Consider the following 21,612-nt stretch of genomic DNA (forward strand, 5'->3'; position numbering starts at 1 on the left):
CGAGGGAATCGCCATGAGCGGCACCATCATCGCGCCATCGGTCCTGGCCTCCGATTTCTCGAAGCTCGGAGACGAGATCGAGGCGGTTTCGCGCGCCGGCGCGGACTGGATCCATCTCGACGTGATGGACGGCCATTTCGTGCCGAACATCACCTTCGGTCCGCCTGTCATAAAGTCGGTGCGCGACCGCACCGACAAGATCTTCGACTGCCACCTCATGATCGAGCCATGCGATCCCTATCTCGCCGCTTTTGCCGAAGCCGGCTGCGACATCATCACGGTGCATGCCGAGGCGACGCGCCACCTCGACCGCTCGTTGCAGGCGATCCGCGATCTCGGCAAGAAGGCCGGCGTGTCGCTCAATCCGTCGACACCGGAAAACGTCATCGAATATGTGCTCGACCGCCTCGACCTCATATTGCTGATGACGGTCAACCCGGGTTTCGGCGGCCAGAAGTTCATTACGCCGGTTGTCGAAAAAGTGTCGCGTATCAAGGCGATGATAGGCGACCGCCCCATCGATATCGAAATCGATGGCGGCGTGACGGCCGAGACCGCGCCGCTGGTGGCCGCAGCCGGCGCCAATGCGCTTGTGGCCGGTTCGGCCGTGTTCAAGGGCGGCACGGAAGCTGCCTATCGTGACAACATGGCGGCGATCCGCGCCGCCTCCGACGGTGCCATGCGCGCCGCCGCTTGAACGGGACAGGAGAACATCATGGCAGCAATACCGCCGGTATGCGATTTCGGCTGGAAGGCCGTCGACGCGCGTCTGATGGGCACGGAAGGCCGCGCCTGGTCGCTCCTCGACTGCGCCGGGCCGAACGGCCTCGTCGTCGCCTTCATTTGCAATCACTGCCCCTATGTGAAGGCGGTGATCGACCGGATCGTGCGCGACGCCGTCGATCTGGAGCCGCTCGGCATCGGTTTCGTCGCGATCAACTCCAACGACGCGACCGTCTATCCGGAGGATTCGTTTGACGGCATGAAGGCGTTCGCCGCAGCGCATTCCTTCGGCTTCCCCTATCTGCACGACGAGAGCCAGGCGGTCGCCCGCGCCTATGACGCGGCCTGCACGCCCGATTTCTTCGGCTTCAACAAGGATATGGAGTTGCAATATCGCGGCCGGCTCGACGCATCGCGCAAGGAGGCCGGCTCGGACGATCTCCGGCGCGACCTGTTCGAAGCGATGCGCCAGGTCGCTGAAACCGGGCAGGGGCCGCAGGACCAGGTGCCCTCCATGGGGTGCTCGATCAAGTGGAAGGAGACTGCGTGAGTGGTCTTTTTGACCACCCCGGCGCCCGCTGCGGCTGGCCCGAAGCGCTGTTGTTCGATCTCGACGGTACGCTGGTCGATTCCGTCCCCGATCTCACCTCGGCGATCAACATGGTATTGTCGGAAGCCGGCCACGCGCCGCTCGCGGTCGACCAAGTCCGCGCGATGATCGGCAACGGCATCGCCAAGCTTGTCGAACGCGCCTTTGCCGCGCGCGCCGTCGCGCTTCAGGGTGCTGATCTCGCCGTCATGACCGACCGCATGATGGCGGTCTATGGCGGCGCGCTTGTCGACAAGACCGTACCGATGCCCGGTGCCGCCGAAATTCTGCGCGCCTATGCGGCTGTCGGCGTGCGGATCGCCGTGGTGACCAACAAGCCGGAGGCCTTCTCACGCGAAATCCTCGCGGCGCTTGGCCTTGCCGAAAGCGTTGGCGCGGTCGTCGGCGGCGACACCGGCCCGGCGCGCAAGCCCGCGCCCGGCATGCTTGCCCACGCACTGCAACAACTTGGCGTTTCCGCGCCTCGTGCCGCCATGGTCGGCGACAGTCCTGCGGATATCGATGCGGCGCGCGCCGTGCCGATGGCCAGCATAGCCATGCGCGGCGGTTACACCAGCATTCCCGCCGACGATCTTGGCGCCGACGCGGTCATTGATACGCTTGCCGATCTGCCGCAGGCGATCGAGGCGCTGAAGGAGTTCGCTTAGGCCCTTGCGGCTGCCCTCAGCAGGATGCGCGAGTAGAGCCGGTGGACGGGGATGAGCAAGGTCGCGAGCCTGCGTCGCCGTTTGGTGCCGTGTGGGCCAGCCGCGACCGCGACAACCGCCGACCCGAAGTAAAGGTCTGTCCGCGACGCATCGCCGGGATGCGGCTCGATGCAAAGCCAGGTCCGGATGGTGTCGTGTCGCACCGACATGAGAAGCTGTGTGTCCGAACGCCTTTCGACCCGCCAGCCGGCAAATCCGCCGCTGCGGCCGTCGGCGAGCGCCTGCACGTCGCCTTGCGAGGTTCCGGTCTGCCCGAAAGCGGCGAGAAGGCGGCGCTCCAGCCGAAAGATCCAGCTGTCGAAGAAGGTTGCGACAAACCGCGCGAGATCGATATGCCCCGGAACGGTCGTTCTGTAGCAGTCGACGTAGTTCGCTGCGTCTTGTGCATAGGGGCCGAGAAAGCTGCCGACCGGCAACGGCGCAACCTGGATAATCGACATGATGCATCCCTTGTTTGAGTTTCATACATAACATAATATGCGTTATGTTTCTGTAGCAAAGGGGTTGGCGCCATGGATATCGCCCATTTTGTCGCGGCTTGCGGCAGCCTGTTCATCGCGGCGGTGCATGTGTTTGCCGGAGGGCCGGCCGTCGCCGCGCCCATTGCCGCCGCAGAGGAACTGGATCCAGTCGTCCGCGACACCGACTATTATTGCTGGCATCTGGTGACGATCAGTCTCCTCGTGATGGCTGCCGCCTTTCTGTGGTCGGCCTTCCATCCGGGCGCGTGGGAACTGGCGGTTGCCGGAACGGCGATGGCGGCGACCTACAGTCTCTGGGGCATCGGCCTCGCGGTGGCGCGGCGGCAGCGGTTTCGCGATTTGCCGCAAGGCCTGATGTTCCTTCCCGTCGCGCTTGCCGGTCTGGCGGGGCATCTTGCATGACGGGCAAACGCTTCCGCCGCGAGGATTGGCTCGAATTCGGCCTGCAGCAGCTTGCATCCCAAGGGCCGGAAGCGTTGAAACTGGCGACGCTCTGTGAGGCCGCCGGCAAGACCATCGGTTCCTTCTATCACCATTTCAGTGACCAGTCGGCGTTCTTCGAAGCGATGCTGGCGCATTGGAAGAAGCGCAACACGCTGGAAATCATCGACCGGACCGATGAGATCGCCGATCCTGATGCCAGGGCCCGGCAGTTGAGCGCCATCGTCGGCGCGATGGATCACCAGGTCGAGGTCGGCATGCGCAGTTTTTCACATCAGAACCGCTTGGCGGCGGAAGTGACAGCCGAAGTCGACCGGATGCGGATCGGCTATCTGCAGGCGATTTGTCAGGAGGGGCTGAACCTGCCGGAAGACGAGGCGCGCGCTTTGGCCGAACTTGAATATGCGGCGTTCGTCGGTGCCCAGATCATCTGGCCCGCCGGCGGATCGGAAACCCGCAAGAAGCTCTCGGATCTGTTCGAAGCGATGGTGAGCCGGTATTACGGCAAGTGAGGTCGCCCGAAGCCAGGGTTGTCGGCTTCGGGCCTGCCGTGCTCATCGCGAACGCGCAGCCAGTTCCGGACTCAAGTCGTCTGCGCTTTGGCCGACAAATCGGCTCTTCACAAACCGCACGGTCCAGAACGCGACGAAGCCGGCGGGGCCGAACAGGAAGATCAGCGGCAGGCAGGGCAGAACCGTCCAGGAGGCGATCCCTTCGGCGCGTGCCGTGCGGCACACCCATGCGCCGATGAACAGGTCGAACAGCCAGGAAGTGGACCTGGCCGGCGAGTGCTGCGGCTGGCCCGAAGCGCCGTTGTTCGATCTCGACGGTACGCCGGTCGATTCCGCCCCCAATCTCGCCTCGGTGATCAACATCGTATTGTCAGAAGTCGGTCACGCGCCGCTCGCGATTGACGAAGTCCGCGCGATGATCGGCAACGGCAGCGCCTTGTCGATCACGCCGGGTATCTACAGAGCGTTGGCGGCCTCGAAAGTGCTTGTCGCGGCGTCTTCCAGCGCCTTGCGGAATGTCCTTTTTCCGCCGGATGCATCTCGGATCGGACCGTAGACAAGGTGGGTCAACCCTGCACCGGATCGCAGGTTGAGTTTGCGCGCGATTGCGCCGATGTCTTGCTCGCGCTCGGAGAGAAAAACGGTTTTCGACAGGGCGCCGCCGTCCCTGATCTGTTCAAGCTCCCATATCATCTGATCGGACAGATCCGAGGCATCGAAGAAGATCAAATCCACACTGCGGATCGCATGGGTGACGACCTCCTGCCACTCGTCATCCTCGATCCGCAGGATCCGCATCCCGGAGAAGAACTCTGACTGTGCCCCTCTGGCTGCGTTGGCGATTTCCTGATCCAGATAGTTGAAGACCCTCGGCCCGGTCAGCTTCACGCGTCCTGAGCCGATAATCCAGATGCGCCGGATATTCCGCACCAGGCTGAAGACCCCGATCATGGTGTAGGCAAACAGGATTGCGGCCAATATGTAGAGCAACGTTGCGGAAGTGAACCAATCGGGAATCGTGTCGTTTCTTGAGAAAAGCTCGGAATTGAACAGCACAACGTTCACCCAGATAAGAGCGATCAGCAGGGACATGGAAGCCGGAAACACGATGTACATGAACAGTTCGAGTATCAGCCGGTAGATCGCCTGCCGGCGGGACAGCTTCGACGTGTCGACCCGGCTGTCCGCCAGCGTCATCATTCGAACGTGATTGATGGACAGCCTCTCGAAGACACGAGAGATGCGAAAATCGCTGTCAGGGGCGACATGAAATCTGCGAAGCCAGAGCCCGGTCATTCGTGGCGTTGTGCAAGAGTAATAAGCGCGGGCGCCAACGCTCGCGAAAAAGAGAACGGCGAGCAGCGGTCCGCCCCAGCCGCCCACGATCATGCTGAAGGCTGTGGCAGTCATCTCGAAAATGGTCAGGAGCGCAAGAACTGTCGCCCCGACCCAAAAGAAACCCGCGATCCGAAGCGCATTTGACCGCCTCTTGAAAGACGATCCGGCTCCACCCAACACAAGCCGCTTTATAACCCAAATCCCGGGGGTCAGGAGAAGCAGCAAAAGAAACCCGATTGGCGTCAATAAAAAGAGCTGTCCGACATCCATAACTTGAAAATCACTGTCAAAAAAACTCGATGCAATTCAGTTCCACGAAACAAGAGATGCGGCAAGGAGTATGCGGGTATTCCCGCCGACCGCCGCAAAGGGAAACGTGGACAGATCATGTGATCGCGGTGCCGAAACACGCGCTCTGCGAACTCGAACACGACAGTCCCGCAACACCTGCCGGGATAGCTTGCTGTGTTGAGCGGAGGACCGTCTTTGGGCGGCGCAGGCCGCAGCCTCCGCAAAAAAATCGGATGAACTTTATCCACCGTGCGCAAACCTCCGCCATGCTGGACCGCATGGATTACGGTTCGGATGAATGGTTTGACCTGGAGATCGCGCAATACCGCGCCACGCTGTCGCGCATCGTTAAGACCCTGTGCATCAAGACCGGTCTGGATGTCGGCGGCGCCGACATGCTGCCGGAATGCATCTGGCGGGCGGTCCTGCGGGTGCTCTATCCCGCCGAAAGCGCGACACGGCGTCTGCTGGCGGTCGCGGCGCGCAACATCGCGGTCAAGCTGCACATCCGGCGGGCCAAACGCCGTCCGTTTGCCGGGATCGCGGCGGCAAAGGCCGATGCGTCCGACACTGCCGACACCGACACCGACGCCGATCTCGACCTGACCACGGTACCGGAGGACGCCACGCTCGATGTGCCGGCGTCGGTCGTGGCCTGCCTGATCGTGAAGGACAAAAGCCCAAGGCCGATGACCAACATCGTCTATCAGGGCAGGCAGGTGCCCGTCGGCCAGGCGCCCTGGGCATCAAAGCCGCAAGTCGCCAATGCCAGGCGGCCCCTTTCGCCGCAATTTGCCCTGTTCGATCCGCCGATCGACTATGCGGCGATCTTCGCCCCGCCGCGGCCGCGGCGCAAAGCCGTGCCGCGCATCACCTTTTTCGGCAGCGACGCGCCGCTGCCCATCGATCCGCCCAAGCAATCGCCGCCGGTCGACGGGCTCGGCCGCACCCTGATCAACGCCGCCCATGTCTGCCGGCGCGTCCGCGCATTGAAAGCCGCGCTGGACGATCTGCCCGGCCACGCCATCCGCTTCGCGCGCAGGAAGGCGCGATTGATGGCGGAACCCAATCCGTGCGCGGTCGAGGACGTGCCGGGAAACGCACCGGTTCCGCATCCCGAACCGATCACAAAGATCCAGATCCCGCTGCGTATCGGTCATCCGCCGGGCCGCCGGCGACGATCCGAAATCCCCATCGATGACATCCTGAAGGAATGCGACGCGCTCGCGCGTTATGCGCGGGCGCGGCAACGCTGACGCGTGCCTGGATGGCGCCGGCAGGTGGCTGTGGAAACGGGGCTCTAAGTCGATACACCCGCACAAGTTTTCGCTCCGCGCCGAAAAGTTGATGGAAATCAAGGGGCGTATCGTCAACCCGGGTATCGTGGTTGCGACAAACAAGAACGTGGGAGACAGTCATGGCCGAGCTTGCAATTGACAGCGGGGAACTGGAAGCCCTGATTGTCCGCATGCGTGCGTTGATGGCGCGTGAGGAAACGGACATCTCCGATCCCGGCGGCAATCCGTCTGACGACGAGGTGCCGGCGGCGTTGCAGGAACTGTCCGGCGACATGACCCGTGAGGAACTCGTTCAGGAGATCGAAGGCCTCAATGACGACCAGCAGGATGCGCTGGTCGCGCTCTACTGGATCGGTCGCGGCGATGTGGAACCCGAGGAGTGGGACAAGACGCTCGAGCTCGCCCGTTCGCGCCATGTCGGCCCGACCAGCCGCTATCTCCTGTCGCATCCGCTGGTTCCCGACCAGATCGAGGACGGCTGGGAAAAACTCCGCGAATCCGGCGAACTCGAATAGACGCCGGACGGCGCGTCAGGCGGTCAATCGACGATCAACCCGATTCCCGGCATGCGTGCCACCGACCGTTCGTCGCGCTCGAAGATGTGTTCGAGACTGCGCCGGCTGGTCCGCGCATGTTCGCGGATCATGGCCTCGGCTCTGGACCCTTCGCGCCCGACGATCGCATCGACAATGCCATGATGCTGCTCCTGTCCCAGCACCAGTAGCTTGCGGAATGCCTCGACGCGAGCCTTGTCGGGAATGAGGCCGGAGGGCGAGGCGAAGGGAAGCTTGTAGGCACGGTCGATCTCCCGCTCGAGCACGGCACTGCCGGGGAGTTGGCTGAGCGCCTTGTGGAAATCCATGTTGAGTTCGAGATAACCCTCGATATCGACATCGACCAGCCGTTCGCCGAAGCAGCCGTCCAGTTCGGTGAGGATCGCGCGGACGGCGCGCAGCTTCGCCTCGTCCACGCCGCGTTCGGCGGCCAGGCGCGCGGCGGTTCCTTCCAGGACCGCCCGGATTTCGATCCAGTCGATGACATCGTCGAGACCGAAGCGCCTGACTGCATAGCCGCCGGCGCGTTTGCGGTCGAGCAGGCCTTCCTCGGCCAGCCGGGAGAGCGCTTCGCGCACCGGCGTGCGTGAGATCCGAAGCATCTCGGCGAGCGGCACCTCGAACAGATGCGTCCCGCCCTCGATATCTCCGTTCAGGATGCGTTTTCGCAGTTCGATCTGCGCGCGCATGGTGTGCGTTGTCGACGACATGCGGCCGCTTCCCGTCCGTTGCGTTGTCTACGCATTAGACTTTCGTCTGATCTGCGAAGTCAAACGGTCGGCTGGTTGCTGCTGACCACAATTCACAAGTGTTTTTCAACGCTGCGTTGTTAATGGACCTCGGGCACCATCTGGATGTAGCCGGTCGGGCATTCATGCGCACACAGGCCGCAGCCCTTGCAATAGTCGAAATCGAACACGTAGTGCGAGCCGTCGGAGGCCAGTTCGGCGACCTTGATCACGGCATTGTCGGGACACAGCGTCCAGCAATTGTCGCAGGCCAGGCAGTTGCCGCACGACATGCAGCGTTGCGCTTCGGCCAGTGCCGCCGAGCGGCCGACATCGCCTTCGATCTCGGTGGCGAAATCGCGGTCTTCGACCGGCAGTTTCGGCACGTTGGGCCTTGCGCCGGGCGCAAAATAGACCGGGTTCAGTCCAGGCGCATCGAGCTGCGCACGGTCGTCGCTGGCCGGCAGGCTTTCGCCGGCGACCAGCGCTGCGGCCGCAACGGCGGCCATTCGTCCGTCGCCGATTGCCTCGGCAACCGTGCCGCGGTCGCCGCGCGCATCGCCGATCGCGAACACGTCTTCCATGCCAAGCGTGCCGAACCGGTCGTTCGGATACAGGTAATTGCCGTCGACGAGACCGTTCAGGCCGTCCGGATCGACCTTCTCGCCGATGCAGGGCACCACCATGTCGGCTTCGACGATCCGCTCGGTGCCGAAGAAGCTCGTCCGGTGCATGCGCCCGTCGGCGCCGCGTTCCTTCTTCAGCGTCACGATTTCGACGCCGGTCACGCGGCTGCCATGCATGACGAGCCGGTTGATCGTCGCGTGTTCGACAACCTCGATGCCTTCCTCCAGCGCCTCTTCCAGTTCGCGCGGCACGACATTGATGACGTCGGTCGGATCGGCATCGGGGCCGGGCAGGCCAGAGGCGCTGATCAGCTTGACGGTTTTGACGCCGGAGCGCTTGAGCAGTCGGCAGAGGTCGATCGCCGTGTTGCCGCCTCCATGCACGATGACGGTTTCCGCCTCGGGAAACTTGCCATGGTCCATGAAGTCGCGCAGCAGGTGCAGCCCCTCGTGGAAGTCTGCCGGGACCGCGCCGGCGACATCCCACGGCTTGCCCAGTTGGCAGCCCGGCGCCAGCAAGATCGCCTTGTAGGATCGGCGAAGCTCATCCAGCGCCACCTCTCGGCCGAGCCGCATGCGCGTGTTCAACTTGATGCCTGGAAGTGCCAGCAGTCGGTCGAGTTCGGCGTCGAGCACGGGGCGGGGAAGGCGGGTCGACGGGATCGCCGAGCGCAGCAGGCCGCCAGCCTCCGGACCGGATTCGAAGATCTCGGCCTTGAGCCCGAGCCGGATGCAATGATAGGCGGCCGAAAGCCCGCCCGGACCCGCGCCGATGATCGCGATGGTCGGCGCATCGTCCGCAGGCGCGCTGACGGGATATTCCCAGTTGTGGCTGATTGCTTCGTCGCCGAGCCAGCGTTCGAGATTGTGGATGGCGATCGGCTGGTCGATCGCGCCGCGATTGCATGCGCCTTCGCACGGATGCGGGCAAACCCGCCCGGTCACCGCGGGCAACGGGTTTGCCGCCACCAACTCCAGCCATGCTGCCTTGGCATCGCCTTCCTGAAGCTTGGCGAGCCAGGCTTGCTGGTCTTCGCCGGCCGGGCAGGCCGCATGGCATGGTGCCTTGGCGTGAATATGCGCCGGCCGCTCGGTCGACCGCCAGTTGCCGGTCTTGAAATCCAGCGACGTACCAGGTTCCGCGAATGCGCCGCGTGTCAGAACAGCCATCTTACGTTCCTCCGGTTGCGGATTCGCCTGCAAGCCCGCCGCGGCGGACTGTCGTCACGCCGGCAGTATCGGCAGGATCGGCGACTGCGCCGGAGAGACCGAAGACCGAGACGTTGTAGTCGGCAAGCGCCTGCAGGTGGTCGCTTTCGATTTTCGCGCGCGGATCGTCGGCATCGAACAGGTGTTTGAAGCGGCCCTGAAGCTCCAGATAGTCGCGCACCGGCCGGACTTTGCGAATAGGCATGATGTTGGTGACCGACCCGCGTTCCAGTTCGACGACCGGAAACAGTCCGCATTCGACCGCGCGGCGGGCGACTTCGATCGTCATTGCACTGGCATGTTGCCAGCCAAGCGGGCAGGGGCTGTGGACGACGAGGAAGGTCGGCCCGTCAATGCCCATGGCGTAGCGCACCTTGCGTTGCAGGTCGGCTGGAAACGCCACCGATGCGGATGCGGCATAGGGGATGTGGTGGGCGGCGATGATCGACAGCAGGTCCTTCTTGAGATGCCGTTTGCCCATCCGCTCCCGCCCCGCCGGCGATGTGGTCGTGGCGGCGGCATGCGGCGTCGAGGATGACCGTTGAATGCCGGTGTTCATGTAGGCTTCGTTGTCGAAGCAGACATAGAGGATGTTGTGGTAGCGCTCGAGCATCCCCGACAGCGCCTGGAAGCCGATGTCGTAGGTGCCGCCGTCACCGCCGAAGGCGAGCACCTTGGTGTTGCGGCCTTTCGCCTTCATCGCGGCTTCCATGCCCGACGCAACGGCCGGCGCGTTCTCGAACAGCGAATGGATCCACGGCACCCGCCAGGCCGATTCCGGCCAGGGTGTCGTGAAGACCTCCAGGCAGCCGGTCGCATTGGCGATCATCACGTCGGGCCCGGCGCTTTCCACGACCAGCCGGGCAGCCAATGCCTCGCCGCAGCCCTGGCAGGCGCGGTGGCCGCTTTCCAGGCCGCGAAACCGGAGTTTCTGCTCGTGTTCGACATGGTCGGGCGTCAGTGTCTTGCGCTTTTCCGCCGTCACAGGCGGCGACGGTTCGCGCCCGAACTTGTCGCGCAGCAATGCAATTCGCTCGTTGCGTTCGGTGTCGTTCAATTTACCGGTCCTCCGGTTTGAGCTTGTCCAAATCGGCATCGAAGACCGAGAAGGCGGGCGAGTCGGGGTCGGCGACCGCCGACATCAGGTCCGCGTAGACTGTCTCGGGAATGTCGCGGCCGCCCAGTCCGATCGCGTGATTGTGGATGCGCGGTGCGCCCGGCATGTCAGCCAGCACGGCGGCAATCTCGGTACCGACCACGCCGCCCAGCCCCGGCGAGATGGCGCGGTCGATGACGATCAGATGGTCGAGCCCCTCGACAGCGGCGCGAAGCGCGTCGGCCGGGAAGGGGCGGAAGGCGCGCAGCTTGATCAGCCGGGCGCCGCCGGCTTCGGCTTGGAAGCGGGCATGGCCCGCGCGTATCGTCCCGAAGGTCGAGCCCATGGCGACGATCCCGACCTTTGCATCCGGGTCGCCCTCGACCGTCAACAGGCCGCCGCAGGCGCGCCCGGTCAGTTCCCGCCAATCGCGGTCCGTGTCTTCGACGGTCTTGAGCGCCTGCTGCATGGCGGCGTGATGCGCGTGCCGGACTTCGGCGAAATACTCCGGCGTGACCAGCATGCCGAGCGAGCGCGGTTCGGAAGCATCGAGCCTGCGGTCGAACTCATAAGGCGGCAGCCAGCCGTCGATATCGGCTTGCGGCGGCAGGTCGATTACCTCCATCGTGTGCGTCAGCACGAAGCCGTCCATGCAGACCATGACTGGCAGTTCGCACTCCTGCGCGATGCGGAAAGCCTGCACTGTGGTGTCGACGGCCTCCTGATTGGACGCGCAGTGCAGCTGGATCCAGCCAGAATCGCGCACCGCCATGGAGTCGCCATGGTCGTTCCAGATCGACAGCGGCGCCGACACGGCCCGGTTGGCGACCGTCATGACCAGCGGAATGCGCAGACCGGCGATGTTGAACAGCACTTCCGCCATCAGCAGAACGCCCTGGCTGGCTGTCGCCGTGTAGGATCGTGCGCCCGATGCCGCCGCACCGAGAACGACGGAAGCGGCCGAGAACTCGCTTTCGACACTGACGAACTCCGTTTTCATGTCGCCGTCGGCAACCAGCTTGGACAGGTTTTCCACGATGTGGGTTTGCGGGGTGATCGGGTAGGCGGCGACGACTTCCGGGCGGCACAGCGCAACGGCCCGTGCAATCGCCATGCTGCCTTCAAGCGCTTCACGCATCGGCCGTCTCCTTCCACGCTCCCGCCTCGACCGTCGCGGCTGCCTTGCGGATCAGTTCAAGGTTTTTCGCCAGCGTGTCGCCGGAGAAGCGCTTGCCGACTGCCGCTTCAAGAGCCGATAGCGGGAAATTGCCGGTGAGCGTAATCAAGGCGGACAACAGCGCGGTATTGGGGATTGGCCGGCCGATGGTTTCGACCGCCATGGCGGTTGCCTGGATCGTCACCGCGTTGCAGCCGAAGGTCTGCCCGATCTCGCCACCGTCGCGCGGCGTGTTGACGATCATCGCGCCGCCGACCTTCAGGCCTCCAGTGATCTTCGGATCGGCCAGCAGGGTTTCATCCTGCACGATCAGATAGTCCGGGTTGCGCACCTGCGACCGCAGATCGATCGGATCCTTGCTCACCCGAACGAAGGCTATCACGGGCGCGCCGCGCCGTTCGGCGCCGAAGGCCGGGAAGGCCTGGCACATGAATCCGGCTTCGAACGCCGCAGCCGCCAGCAAATAAGCTGCCGCAACGTTTCCTTGGCCTCCGCGGCCATGAATACGATATTCGATCATGCCGGTATGCTAGTTTCGAACCGGCTCTACGCCATTGACTTACGTCAACGTAAGGCAGCAAACCGCAATACTGTTTCGGCGAAAGGCAACTGGCGCCTTATTCCTTGACATAAGGCTTGCCATCTGCGGCAGGCGGACGCGAACGACCGACAAAGCCGGCGACCACGACCATCGTCGCGATGTAGGGCGCCATGGCGAGGAACTCCGATGGGATCGGCGTTCGCAGCAGCGCCAGTTTCTGCTGCAGCGAGTCGGCGAAACCGAAAACCAGCGCAGCCGACAATGCGCCGACCGGGTGCCAGCGTCCGAAGATCATCGCGGCAAGCCCGATGAAGCCGCGCCCGCCGGTCATATTCTCATCGAAACGGCCTACTGTGCCCAGCGTGAACCATGCGCCGCCGAAACCAGCCACCATGCCGGCAAGCGTCACGTTGATATAGCGCGTACGATAGACGTTTATGCCGAGCGTGTCGGCGGCGCGCGGATGTTCACCGACCGAGCGCGCCCGCAGTCCGTAGCGCGTGTAGAACAGATAGTAGGTCGCCACGGCGACAAGCACGAGCGCGCCATAGACGAACAGGTTCTGATTGAAGAGCACCGGACCGATCACCGGAATATCGCCCAGCACCGGGATCTTGAATGCCCGGAATACTGGCGCGTTGTTCAGAAATCGGTGTTCGGCGAAAACCTGGCTCGATACGTAAGATGTCAAACCGAGCACGAACAGGTTGATCACCACGCCGGCAATGATCTGGTCCATCCGGTAGGTGACAACTAGAGCTGCGAGGATGAAGCCGAACATGCCGCCAATGCCGACCGCGAAGGCGAGGCCGGCCCAGCCTCCGAGCAGAGATCCCATCAATGCGCCAGTAAATGCGCCGGCCAGCAACATGCCCTCGATGGCGATGTTGACGACGGCGACACGCTCCGACAACACGCCGGCAAGGCCGCCAAGCGCAATCGGCACCGCGCGCACCATTGTCGCCTGAAGCATGCCGGTCAGCGAGAACGATTTGCCTGCCGTCGCCCAGACCAGAAACGCGGCGATAGCGACCGCCAGGCCGATTGCGATGGAGGCGGTCGCCCAACTCGCACCGCCGCGCATGAACAGCCGGATGCCAAGAAACGCCAATACCGCGGCGGCGATGTAGTTGAACGGTGCCGCCGGCACGACGAGGTTCGGCAACGCCCAGGTGTCATTCGGGCGCGACAGGCGAAAGGTCGCGTCGCCGGCGGAGTCCGCGCCGAAAATGGCGGCGACAACGACGGCCAGCGCGATGAGAACGAAGCCGTATATGCGAGCCTGTCGGGCTTTGTGTGTATCGAGTTTGTTGCCGGAGGCCGTGTTGATGGTTGTGGTTGCCGCGCTCATGACTGGTTACTCCCCATGCCTTGCCGGGGACTTGCTGAAGCCCCAGGGGAATATCGCACGCACCAGCAGCGGCGCGGCGATGAACACGATGACCAACGCCTGGATGATGCCGATCAGGTCGATGGAGACGCCGGCATCGACCTGCATCTGCCGGCCTCCCGCTTCAAGCGCGCCAAACAGCAGTCCGGCGAAGAGCACACCGACCGGGTGCGAGCGGCCCAATAGCGCGACGGATATCGCGTCGAAGCCGAGGCCGGCCGAAAATCCCGGCGTGGCGCGTTCCAGTACGCCAAGCACCTGATTGGCGCCGCCGAGGCCGGCCAGGGCACCGGCGGTCGCCATGGCGGCCACGATGATAAGCGAGGCGCGTATGCCCGAATACCGGGCCGCGTCCGGGTTCTCGCCGCTGGCGCGGAACTCGAAGCCCAGCTTGGTGCGAAACAGCAACCAGTGAACGACCGCCACCGCCGCGATTACAAGGAATACGCCCGCGTGCACCCGCAGGTTCGGATCGAACCAGGCGAAAAGCCGCGGCAGTTCCGCACTTTCCATGATCGATTTGGAGATCGGGTCGGCGCGTCCCTCCTTCTGCACCCATGCGAGGCCGAGCGTGTAATCCAGCAACCGATAGGAAATCAGGTTCAGCATGATGGTCGAAATCACCTCATGCGCCCCGGTGGCCGCGCGAAGATAGCCGGCAATCGACGCATAGGCGGCACCGGCCAGTGCGCCGGCCAGCAGCGCCAGCGGCATGTGGATGATCCAGGGCAGGCCGGTAATGGAGAAGCCGACGATCACGGTGGCGATGCCGCCGACAACGATCTGGCCTTCTGCGCCGATGTTGAACAGGCCTGTGCGGAAGCCAAGCGCCAGCCCGAGACCGGCAAGAACCAGCGGCGCGGCTGCAGTGAATGTTTCGGAGAGCGCATTGAGCGATCCGACCGAGCCTTTGACCAATGCGATATAGGACTTGCCGATGGTCGCGGGGTCGACCGCCGTCGCCAGCATGATGAGCGCGCCGAATATCAGTGCCACGATGACGGCAAAAATCGGCACGATCACCAGATCCTCGAACTCGACGCGACCGGGGGCGGCGCGTTGCATCAATTGCTGCATGTGGGATTGCCGTTCCGGTGTCTTGGCGTCCGGGTCGGTTTGCTGGCTCATTGGCTTGCTCCTGCCATCGCCAAACCGACGGCGTTCTTGTCGACCGGCCCGGCGGCGCAGTTGAACTCGGCGACGATGCGACCCTTGAACATCACCAGGATGCGGTCCGAGAGGGACAAGATCTCATCGAGTTCAGACGACACGATCAGGACGCCGTCTCCCTCGTCGCGCGCGGCCATCAGGCGGGCGTGGATATACTCTATCGATCCGACATCGAGCCCGCGTGTCGGTTGTGCGGCGATTACCAGTCGGGTTTCGCGTTCCAATTCCCGCGCCACCACCATTTTCTGCTGGTTGCCGCCCGAAAGGTTGCCGGCATTGAGGTAGACCGAAGGTGTTCGGACATCGAAGTCTATCGCATACTGCGCGGCTGTCTTGAGAACGTCCGGCCACTTGATGTTGGGGCCGGACGAGAAGCGATCCTCGTAATAGGTGTTAAGCACCATGTTCTCGAAGATCGTGAAGTTCGCGATCATGCCGGATTTGTGCCGGTCTTCGGGAATATGAGCCATGCCCATGCGGTGTCTCTGGCGCACGGAGGCGTGGGTTATGTCTTCGCCCAGGAACCGGATCGAGCCGTTGGAGGCGTGCTGGAGGCCCGTCAGCGCCTCGATCAGGGCTGATTGCCCGTTGCCCTGAACCCCGGCTATGCCGACGACTTCGCCGCTGCGCACCTGCAGGCTTATGTTGTCGACGGCGATCTCGTCGTTTTCGCGCAGCACGACCAGTTCCGAGACGTCCAGCATCGTGTCGCCCGGCTTGAACGGGCCCTTCTCGACATCGAAACTGACCGGCCTGCCGACCATCATCTCGGCCAGTTCCTGCTCGTTGACCGCCTTCGGGTCGCCTTCGCCGGTGATCTTGCCGCCGCGCAGCACGTTGATCCTGTCGGAAATCTCAAGGATTTCGTGCAGCTTGTGGGTGATGAACACGATCGCCTTGCCGGCCTTGCGCAGCGACCGGACGATTTCGAAGAACTCCTCGACTTCCTGCGGCGTGAGCACGGCGGTCGGTTCGTCGAGGATCAGAACCTCTGCCGAACGGAACAGCACCTTGATGATCTCGACGCGTTGTTGGATGCCAACCGGCAGATCCTCGATCAGCGCGTCAGGATCCACTTCAAGGCCGTAGGTTTCGTTGATCTCGCGAACCTGTTTGCGGGCGGTCGCGAGATCGAGATAGTCGAGCCGGCCAGTCGGCTCGATGCCGAGGATCACGTTTTCGGCAACGGTGAATACGGGAACCAGCATGAAGTGCTGGTGGACCATGCCGATCCCGGCGGCGATCGCGTCGCCCGGTCCATGGATGTTGGCCGGTTTGCCGTCGATCAGGATTTCGCCTTCGTCGGGCGAATACAGGCCCGACAGGATGTTCATCATGGTGGACTTGCCGGCGCCGTTTTCGCCGAGCAAACCCAGAACCTCGCCCGAGCGGATCGTCAGGTTGACATCGTCATTGGCCGTGACCGGCCCGAAGCGTTTCGTTATTCCCCGCAGTTCAACTTCCACAGCGCCGCTCCCCACCCAAGGCAGACGAATGCGGGCCGCCGCGGCCGGCGCGGCGGCGCGCGATGGCCGGTGTCAGCCGCCGACCTTGATCGAACCGTCGATAATGCCGGCCCGGACTGCTTCCAGCTCGGACTTCAACTCGGCGGGAATCGCATCTTCGAAGGCGTAGAACGGGGCAAGGCCGACGCCGTCATTTTCCAGCGTGCCGACAACCAGACCGCCCTCGAACTCGCCTTTCATGGCCATGTCGATGACCTGAAAGACGGTGGAGTCCATCCGTTTGAGGACCGATGTCAGATAGACATGCTTTCTTTCCGGGTCCGTGGTGGCCTGGTCGGCGTCGACACCGACGATCTTCAGGGCGTCGGTGCCCAGTTCATCGGCGAGTGCGGCAGAGCCGATCCCGACCGGGCCGGCGACCGGCAATACGATGTCGGCACCTTCGTCATAGAGGTTCTGGGCAAATGCGCGACCATCGTCCAGGCTCTCGAAGTTGTTGGTGAACAGGCCTTCGCGTGCTTCCACATCCCAGCCGAGCACGGTGACATTGGTGCCCTTCTGTTCGTTGTAATAGTTCGCGCCGTGCACGAAACCATCCATGAAGATGGTGACCGGCGGAATGTTGATGCCGCCAAATGTACCGAGGATGCCCGTCTTCGACATGCCGGCGGCCAGATAACCGGCGAGGAATGCCGCTTGGTCGGTTGCGTAGACCTGGCCGATTACGTTCGGGATTACCGGATCGTAGGCGAAATCGACGATTGAGTATTTCTGGTCGGCATTGGCCTCGGCTGACGCTTTCGTCGCGTCGCCCAACAGGAATCCGATGGTAAAGATGACGTCGCACTGGCCGCCGAGCAGCGAGTTCATGTTGGCCTCGTAGTCGGTCTCGGCCTGCGACTCCAGATAACGGCCTTCGATTCCGAGCTTCTCCTGAGCGTCTTGAACACCCTTCCACGCGGTCTCGTTGAAGCTGCCGTCATCGATGCCGCCTGTATCGGTGACCTGACAGACCGTGAAGGCCGACGCCATGGTCGCCGTCGCAAAAACGACCGTGGATGCGAGTGCCACGGCTGCCAATTGTCCTGTTCTGAAAATCATTGCTCACTCCCGTTTTCTTGCCGCTGCAACAAACGCGCGCGTTCAGCTGCTTCGCGCTCGGATTTCCGCAGCAAAATGCGCCGGATATCCCAATTGAACGCTATCAACGCTGTTTCCCGGCTGCGTTGATGTCCGTCAAAGCGCCGTGGTCGTATACTCTGTCACCGCTTTTCTTTTGTGTCACGGAAAGTTTTTGTGCGGCAATACTCCGCTCTGCGACGTTGTCGCTGCCTTGCAGCTTGGTGTCGCAGGCCAGAGAAAGCGCATCGTTTTACGCTCCGCAATGCTGGCCCATCGGTAGAGGGTCGCAAATTCGAAAGTCGGCGCAAGCTCTTGAGGTTAGCGTTTCAGCGCGGCATCGGGACGTGATCCGGTGCCGGGAAAAGAGGGAGGCCGGCAAGTGGCATATGGTTTTATTGGTTTGGGCAATCTCGGCGGCCATCTTGCGGCGAGCCTGCTGCGGGAAGGATTCGAAGTCGTTCTCACGGATATCGATCCGGCGCTTGGCCAGCGGCATCTGGCGGACGGCGCGATATGGGCCGATACACCGGCCGAGCTTGCAACCCAATGTGACACGATCATCACTTGTCTGCCGTCGCCTGCCGTGACCGAGGCGGTGCTCGCGCAGTTTCTGCCCGCTGCGAGGTCGGGCGCGGTTTGGATCGAGATGTCGACGCTCGGTCGAGACGACATCCTCCGCCTCGCGGACGTCGCCGCGGAGGCTTGCGTCCAGACGATGGAAGCGCCGGTTACCGGCGGCGTACACCTAGCGGCGCAGGGCAAGATCACGGTTCTGGCCGGCGGCGACGAGGAAATCTTCGAAGCGCACAAGCCGGCTTTCCAGGCGATGGGCGACCGCATTTTCCATATGGGGCCGCTGGGGTCGGCGGCGGTGATCAAGGTGATCACCAACATGCTGGCCTTTATCCATCTTGTCGCTGACGGCGAGGCGCTGATGCTCGCCAAGCGCGCAGGCCTCGATCTTGGACAGGCGTGGGAGGCGATTGCCGCCAGTTCGGGCTCGAGCTTCGTGCATGAAACCGAGGGTCAGCTGATCCTGAACGGCAGTTATGATGTCGCGTTCTCGATGGATCTCGCGTTGAAGGATCTGGGATTTGCGATGGGATTCGGACGCGAGTTCGGCGTGCCGCTCGACCTTGCAGGTCTGGTCAACCAGACCTTCGTCCGGGGCCGCGAAGCCTATGGCGGGGACGCGCAATCGACCCAGATCGTCAAGCTGCTTGAAGACCTGCTGCAGACGGACCTGCGCGCACCGGGCTACCCGGAGCGGCTGGAATAGCCGCTACTTGCCCTTCCAGACCGGGTCGCGCTTTTCGGCAAAGGCGCGTGCGCCTTCCAGATTGTCCTCCGACGCGTAGAGCGTGTCGACGGTCCGCAACTGCCGCTTGGTAATCCGGTTCATCATGTCCTGGAACTTCGCGTCCTCGGCTTCCCGGGCGATCTCCTTGATTGCCGCGAAAACCAGCGGCGGCCCGCTTGCCAGCAGGCGCGCCATCTCCCAGGCCTTGTCCATCAGTTCGTCGCTCTTGTGGATATGGTTTATCATGCCCCAACGCTGCGCCTCCTCGGCGTCGAGCCAGCGGCCGGTGAACAGCATCTCCATGGCGACGTGGTAGGGAATGCGCTTCGGCAGCTTGACCGAAGCCGCGTCGGCGACCGTTCCGGAACGGATCTCGGGTAGCGCGAATGTCGCGTGCTCCGCCGCCAGGATGATGTCACAGGATAGCGCGATCTCCAGCCCGCCACCGCAGCAAATGCCGTTGACGGCGCAGATGACCGGCTTGTTCAGATGCGGCAGTTCCTGCAGTCCGCCGAAGCCGCCAACGCCGTAATCGCCGTCCACGGCATCCCCGTTGGCGGCGGCCTTCAGATCCCAGCCGGGGCAGAAGAACTTGTCGCCGGCGCCGGTCAGGATGGCGACCCGCAGATCGGGATCGTCGCGGAAATCGCGGAATACTTCGCCCATGGCGCGGCTTGTCGCCAGATCGACGGCATTGGCCTTGGGGCGGTCGAGGATCACCTCCAGGATGTGGCCTTCCGTGCGTGTTCGGATCGGACCGGTCATTGCGGTTCCTCCCTTTGCAAGTGGATCAGCGCATCGACGGCTGCTGCGCCGGCAGGCCGCGCGATCAGCGGATTGACATCGAGTTCGAGCAGCCGGTCGCCATTGTCTTCGGCATAACTGCATATCGCCATGATTGCGTCCACGATGGCCTCGATATCGGCCGCCGGCTTGCCGCGGTAACCGTGCAGGATAGGCGCGATGCGCAACGAGCCCAAGACAGCGCGGATGTCTTGGCGTGAGGCGGGAAGCAGGAGGTGCGCGGTGTCGGCAAGCAACTCGGTCAACACTCCGCCGGAACCGACCGTCAGCATCAGCATGCCGGTCGCGTCGCGCGTTATTCCGACGATAATCTCGGCTATTGTGTCGGCAATCATCTCTTCGGCGAGAAAGCCGTCCGCGAAGTCTGCCATCGCGCTTGCGGCCGTGCGCATCGCCCCCGCGTCCGCTAGATTGAGAACCACGGCACCGGCCTCGCTCTTGTGAGCGACGCCGAGGCCTTTCAGTACGGCCGGGAAGGCGAGCGAGGTCGCCGCCACCGCGATACCTTCGGCGTCCTCTGCCGTGACCGAGGCCGGCATCGGCAAGCCATATGCCGCAAGTGCCGCCTTCGACTGCGCTTCGCTCAGCGTCTCGCCGGTCTGAGTGCACGCGGGAGACAGGAGTACCGGCTCGCCCAGAGGCAATACGGCATCTGGTCTGGCAATCGACGCGCCGATAGCCGCCATCGCGTCGGCCATGCCGTGCAGCGGGACGATCCCGGCCGCTATGAAGCGCTGCGAGAACGCTTCCGTCAGATTTTCCGGCAGGCAGGCGAGCACGGCGACGCGCGCCCCGGTCTGCTGCCGCGCCGCGATGATCGCATCGACCGCGCAGTGATAACTCTCGGTCTCGCAGCGATCCGGCCGCGGCATGTCGAGCAGGCACACGACAAGGTCGAACCGGTCGCGCATCACCGACGCGAAGACATCGGTCATCCGCTCCGTGTCGCCCCAGATATAGGTGTGATAGTCGAGCGGGTTGGCGACGGAGACATCCGGCCCCAGCAGTCCTTTGAGTTCCGACTGACAGATATTTGAGAAGTCGCGATAGTCGATCGGTTTGCCTTCGGCCATATCGGCCATCAGAGCGGCTTCGCCGCCCGAACACGACACCGAGCAAACCGTGTTGCCCGGCAGCGGGCCGAACATGTCGAGCAGTTTCAGCGTTTCCAGGAACACCGCGATCGTGCGGACCTCGATGAAACCCAGACGTTCGATCAGCGCCGACGAGGCGGCGCCGCTGCCAGCGAGCGACGCGGTGTGGGTCATCGTACCGGCACGGGCCTTCTCGGTGCGTCCGACCTTCAGCACCACGACCGGCTTGCCCGCATCGCGAGCCTTGCGGGCGAACTGCTCGAGTTCGCGGATATCGCCGAAGCCTTCTAGATAGAGCCCGATGGCGGTGACGCGATGGTCTTCCAGCAGGTCGGTGGCTATGTCGGCGATGCTTGTCTGCGCCTGGTTGCCGGCGGCAACGACATAGGCGATCGGCAGGCCGCGGGCCTGCATCGTCATGTTGATGGCGATATTGGAGGACTGGGCAACGATCGCCACACCCCGTTCGACACGGGTTCCGCCGTGCTGGTCCGGCCACAGCGCGACACTGTCCAGGTAATTCAGCATACCGTAGCAGTTCGGCCCGAAGATCGGCATGCTGCCGGCCGCTTCGACCAGTTTCGCCTGAAGGTCGGCGCCACCGGCGTGCTCCGTCTCGCTTTCCAGATAACCGGAGGCAAAACAGGTCGCGCCGCCGGCGCCCATGTCGCGAAGCGCACGGACGACATCGATTGTCGCCTCACGGTTCACGCCGATGAAGCTGGCGTCGGGTGCTGCCGGCAGGGCGTCGATTGACGGCAAGCAGGGAATCCCGCCGATGTCGCTGCGTTTCGGATTGACCGGCCAGATATCTCCATCATAGCCGGACTTGCGCAACTGCTCGGCGACATTGACGGCCCAGCCGCCGCCGAACAGCGCGATAGACTTCGGGCGAAGCAGGCGACTCAGGTCATGCATCGGTGTGGGATCCGC

The 21,612-nt window shown here is 63.4% G+C and carries 22 protein-coding genes; 8 read left to right on the plus strand and 14 right to left on the minus strand.

The window, feature by feature from the left end; all coding sequences use genetic code 11:
• Positions 1-13 precede the first annotated feature (13 nt).
• From rpe to gph, 3 genes are read left to right on the plus strand one after another with little or no spacing between them, the layout of a single operon-like run.
• Positions 14-697, plus strand: a complete 684-nt coding sequence (gene rpe, locus ACO06R_RS11195) for a ribulose-phosphate 3-epimerase (RefSeq protein WP_421849502.1) — start codon at positions 14-16, stop codon at positions 695-697.
• A gap of 18 nt (positions 698-715) precedes the next feature.
• Positions 716-1,273, plus strand: coding sequence for a thioredoxin family protein (locus tag ACO06R_RS11200; protein ID WP_421849504.1), 558 nt, complete (start codon positions 716-718; stop codon positions 1,271-1,273).
• Positions 1,270-1,980: a phosphoglycolate phosphatase gene (gene gph, locus ACO06R_RS11205; RefSeq protein WP_421849507.1), complete on the plus strand. Its 711-nt coding sequence runs from the start codon at positions 1,270-1,272 to the stop codon at positions 1,978-1,980. Before ACO06R_RS11200 ends, gph begins: the two co-directional genes overlap by 4 nt.
• Here gph and ACO06R_RS11210 read toward each other — a convergent pair.
• Positions 1,977-2,480, minus strand: a complete 504-nt coding sequence (locus ACO06R_RS11210; RefSeq protein WP_421849510.1) for a hypothetical protein — start codon at positions 2,478-2,480, stop codon at positions 1,977-1,979. The genes gph and ACO06R_RS11210 overlap by 4 nt on opposite strands.
• 72 nt (positions 2,481-2,552) lie before the next feature.
• Between ACO06R_RS11210 and ACO06R_RS11215 the strand changes: the two genes are divergently transcribed.
• Together ACO06R_RS11215 and ACO06R_RS11220 are read left to right on the plus strand one after the other, a co-directional pair.
• A complete protein-coding gene (locus ACO06R_RS11215) occupies positions 2,553-2,924 on the plus strand; it encodes a hypothetical protein (protein ID WP_421849513.1) in 372 nt (123 codons plus the stop codon).
• Entirely contained in the window at positions 2,921-3,475 is a 555-nt protein-coding gene (locus ACO06R_RS11220) for a TetR/AcrR family transcriptional regulator (RefSeq protein ID WP_421849516.1), read from the plus strand. Before ACO06R_RS11215 ends, ACO06R_RS11220 begins: the two co-directional genes overlap by 4 nt.
• 42 nt (positions 3,476-3,517) lie before the next feature.
• Here the strand turns inward: ACO06R_RS11220 and ACO06R_RS11225 are convergent, their stop codons facing one another.
• Positions 3,518-3,838 (minus strand): abscisic acid-deficient protein Aba4 family protein, encoded by a 321-nt coding sequence (locus ACO06R_RS11225; RefSeq protein ID WP_421849519.1) that lies wholly within the window; start codon positions 3,836-3,838, stop codon positions 3,518-3,520.
• 93 nt (positions 3,839-3,931) lie between these two features.
• Positions 3,932-5,083 (minus strand): hypothetical protein, encoded by a 1,152-nt coding sequence (locus ACO06R_RS11230; protein WP_421849522.1) that lies wholly within the window; start codon positions 5,081-5,083, stop codon positions 3,932-3,934.
• 254 nt (positions 5,084-5,337) lie between these two features.
• On the opposite strand from ACO06R_RS11230, the gene ACO06R_RS11235 reads away from it, so the two are divergent.
• Entirely contained in the window at positions 5,338-6,360 is a 1,023-nt protein-coding gene (locus ACO06R_RS11235) for a hypothetical protein (RefSeq protein ID WP_421849524.1), read from the plus strand.
• 161 nt (positions 6,361-6,521) lie between these two features.
• Positions 6,522-6,917 (plus strand): DUF3775 domain-containing protein, encoded by a 396-nt coding sequence (locus ACO06R_RS11240; protein ID WP_421849527.1) that lies wholly within the window; start codon positions 6,522-6,524, stop codon positions 6,915-6,917.
• A 23-nt stretch (positions 6,918-6,940) separates the two neighbouring features.
• On the opposite strand, the gene ACO06R_RS11245 is transcribed toward ACO06R_RS11240, so the two are convergent.
• The 9 genes from ACO06R_RS11245 to ACO06R_RS11285 form a co-directional block, all read right to left on the minus strand.
• A complete protein-coding gene (locus ACO06R_RS11245; RefSeq protein ID WP_421849530.1) occupies positions 6,941-7,666 on the minus strand; it encodes a GntR family transcriptional regulator in 726 nt (241 codons plus the stop codon).
• 119 nt (positions 7,667-7,785) lie between these two features.
• Complete coding sequence (locus ACO06R_RS11250) at positions 7,786-9,480, minus strand: FAD-dependent oxidoreductase (protein ID WP_421849532.1); 1,695 nt, start codon at positions 9,478-9,480, stop codon at positions 7,786-7,788.
• A gap of 1 nt (position 9,481) precedes the next feature.
• Complete coding sequence (locus ACO06R_RS11255) at positions 9,482-10,576, minus strand: thiamine pyrophosphate-dependent enzyme (RefSeq protein ID WP_421849535.1); 1,095 nt, start codon at positions 10,574-10,576, stop codon at positions 9,482-9,484.
• A 1-nt stretch (position 10,577) separates the two neighbouring features.
• Entirely contained in the window at positions 10,578-11,753 is a 1,176-nt protein-coding gene (gene porA, locus ACO06R_RS11260) for a pyruvate ferredoxin oxidoreductase (RefSeq protein WP_421849538.1), read from the minus strand.
• Positions 11,746-12,312: a 2-oxoacid:acceptor oxidoreductase family protein gene (locus ACO06R_RS11265; protein ID WP_421849542.1), complete on the minus strand. Its 567-nt coding sequence runs from the start codon at positions 12,310-12,312 to the stop codon at positions 11,746-11,748. The genes porA and ACO06R_RS11265 overlap by 8 nt, the downstream gene beginning before the upstream one ends.
• 97 nt (positions 12,313-12,409) lie before the next feature.
• A complete protein-coding gene (locus tag ACO06R_RS11270; protein ID WP_421849545.1) occupies positions 12,410-13,684 on the minus strand; it encodes an ABC transporter permease in 1,275 nt (424 codons plus the stop codon).
• A gap of 6 nt (positions 13,685-13,690) precedes the next feature.
• A complete protein-coding gene (locus ACO06R_RS11275; RefSeq protein WP_421849548.1) occupies positions 13,691-14,851 on the minus strand; it encodes an ABC transporter permease in 1,161 nt (386 codons plus the stop codon).
• Positions 14,848-16,359, minus strand: coding sequence for an ABC transporter ATP-binding protein (locus ACO06R_RS11280; RefSeq protein WP_421849552.1), 1,512 nt, complete (start codon positions 16,357-16,359; stop codon positions 14,848-14,850). Before ACO06R_RS11280 ends, ACO06R_RS11275 begins: the two co-directional genes overlap by 4 nt.
• A 72-nt stretch (positions 16,360-16,431) precedes the next feature.
• On the minus strand, positions 16,432-17,460 hold the full coding sequence (locus tag ACO06R_RS11285) for a BMP family lipoprotein (RefSeq protein ID WP_421849555.1): 1,029 nt from the start codon (positions 17,458-17,460) through the stop codon (positions 16,432-16,434).
• Positions 17,461-17,860: 400 nt separating this feature from the next.
• Here ACO06R_RS11285 and ACO06R_RS11290 point away from each other — a divergent pair, with 400 nt between their 5' ends.
• Positions 17,861-18,760, plus strand: coding sequence for an NAD(P)-dependent oxidoreductase (locus ACO06R_RS11290; protein ID WP_421849558.1), 900 nt, complete (start codon positions 17,861-17,863; stop codon positions 18,758-18,760).
• 3 nt (positions 18,761-18,763) lie between these two features.
• On the opposite strand, the gene ACO06R_RS11295 is transcribed toward ACO06R_RS11290, so the two are convergent.
• The gene (locus ACO06R_RS11295) at positions 18,764-19,546 is read right to left on the minus strand and encodes a carnitinyl-CoA dehydratase (RefSeq protein WP_421849561.1); all 783 of its coding nucleotides are present in this window, start codon (positions 19,544-19,546) and stop codon (positions 18,764-18,766) included.
• Complete coding sequence (locus ACO06R_RS11300; protein ID WP_421849564.1) at positions 19,543-21,597, minus strand: acetate--CoA ligase family protein; 2,055 nt, start codon at positions 21,595-21,597, stop codon at positions 19,543-19,545. The genes ACO06R_RS11295 and ACO06R_RS11300 overlap by 4 nt, the downstream gene beginning before the upstream one ends.
• Positions 21,598-21,612 lie beyond the last annotated feature (15 nt).

It is taken from the genome of Oricola sp. (assembly GCF_965230365.1).
In the GTDB taxonomy this organism is placed as follows: domain Bacteria; phylum Pseudomonadota; class Alphaproteobacteria; order Rhizobiales; family Rhizobiaceae; genus Oricola.

Excerpts from the sequence above, each read along its gene's own strand:
- rpe (WP_421849502.1), top strand. The coding sequence starts at position 14 with ATGAGCGGCACCATCATCGCGCCATCGGTCCTGGCCTCCGATTTCTCG.
- ACO06R_RS11200 (WP_421849504.1), top strand. The coding sequence starts at position 716 with ATGGCAGCAATACCGCCGGTATGCGATTTCGGCTGGAAGGCCGTCGAC.
- ACO06R_RS11210 (WP_421849510.1), bottom strand. The coding sequence starts at position 2,480 with ATGTCGATTATCCAGGTTGCGCCGTTGCCGGTCGGCAGCTTTCTCGGC.
- ACO06R_RS11215 (WP_421849513.1), top strand. The coding sequence starts at position 2,553 with ATGGATATCGCCCATTTTGTCGCGGCTTGCGGCAGCCTGTTCATCGCG.
- ACO06R_RS11220 (WP_421849516.1), top strand. The coding sequence starts at position 2,921 with ATGACGGGCAAACGCTTCCGCCGCGAGGATTGGCTCGAATTCGGCCTG.
- ACO06R_RS11225 (WP_421849519.1), bottom strand. The coding sequence starts at position 3,838 with ATGTTGATCACCGAGGCGAGATTGGGGGCGGAATCGACCGGCGTACCG.
- ACO06R_RS11230 (WP_421849522.1), bottom strand. The coding sequence starts at position 5,083 with ATGGATGTCGGACAGCTCTTTTTATTGACGCCAATCGGGTTTCTTTTG.
- ACO06R_RS11235 (WP_421849524.1), top strand. The coding sequence starts at position 5,338 with ATGAACTTTATCCACCGTGCGCAAACCTCCGCCATGCTGGACCGCATG.
- ACO06R_RS11240 (WP_421849527.1), top strand. The coding sequence starts at position 6,522 with ATGGCCGAGCTTGCAATTGACAGCGGGGAACTGGAAGCCCTGATTGTC.
- ACO06R_RS11245 (WP_421849530.1), bottom strand. The coding sequence starts at position 7,666 with ATGTCGTCGACAACGCACACCATGCGCGCGCAGATCGAACTGCGAAAA.
- ACO06R_RS11250 (WP_421849532.1), bottom strand. The coding sequence starts at position 9,480 with ATGGCTGTTCTGACACGCGGCGCATTCGCGGAACCTGGTACGTCGCTG.
- porA (WP_421849538.1), bottom strand. The coding sequence starts at position 11,753 with ATGCGTGAAGCGCTTGAAGGCAGCATGGCGATTGCACGGGCCGTTGCG.
- ACO06R_RS11265 (WP_421849542.1), bottom strand. The coding sequence starts at position 12,312 with ATGATCGAATATCGTATTCATGGCCGCGGAGGCCAAGGAAACGTTGCG.
- ACO06R_RS11270 (WP_421849545.1), bottom strand. The coding sequence starts at position 13,684 with ATGAGCGCGGCAACCACAACCATCAACACGGCCTCCGGCAACAAACTC.
- ACO06R_RS11275 (WP_421849548.1), bottom strand. The coding sequence starts at position 14,851 with ATGAGCCAGCAAACCGACCCGGACGCCAAGACACCGGAACGGCAATCC.
- ACO06R_RS11285 (WP_421849555.1), bottom strand. The coding sequence starts at position 17,460 with ATGATTTTCAGAACAGGACAATTGGCAGCCGTGGCACTCGCATCCACG.
- ACO06R_RS11295 (WP_421849561.1), bottom strand. The coding sequence starts at position 19,546 with ATGACCGGTCCGATCCGAACACGCACGGAAGGCCACATCCTGGAGGTG.
- ACO06R_RS11300 (WP_421849564.1), bottom strand. The coding sequence starts at position 21,597 with ATGCATGACCTGAGTCGCCTGCTTCGCCCGAAGTCTATCGCGCTGTTC.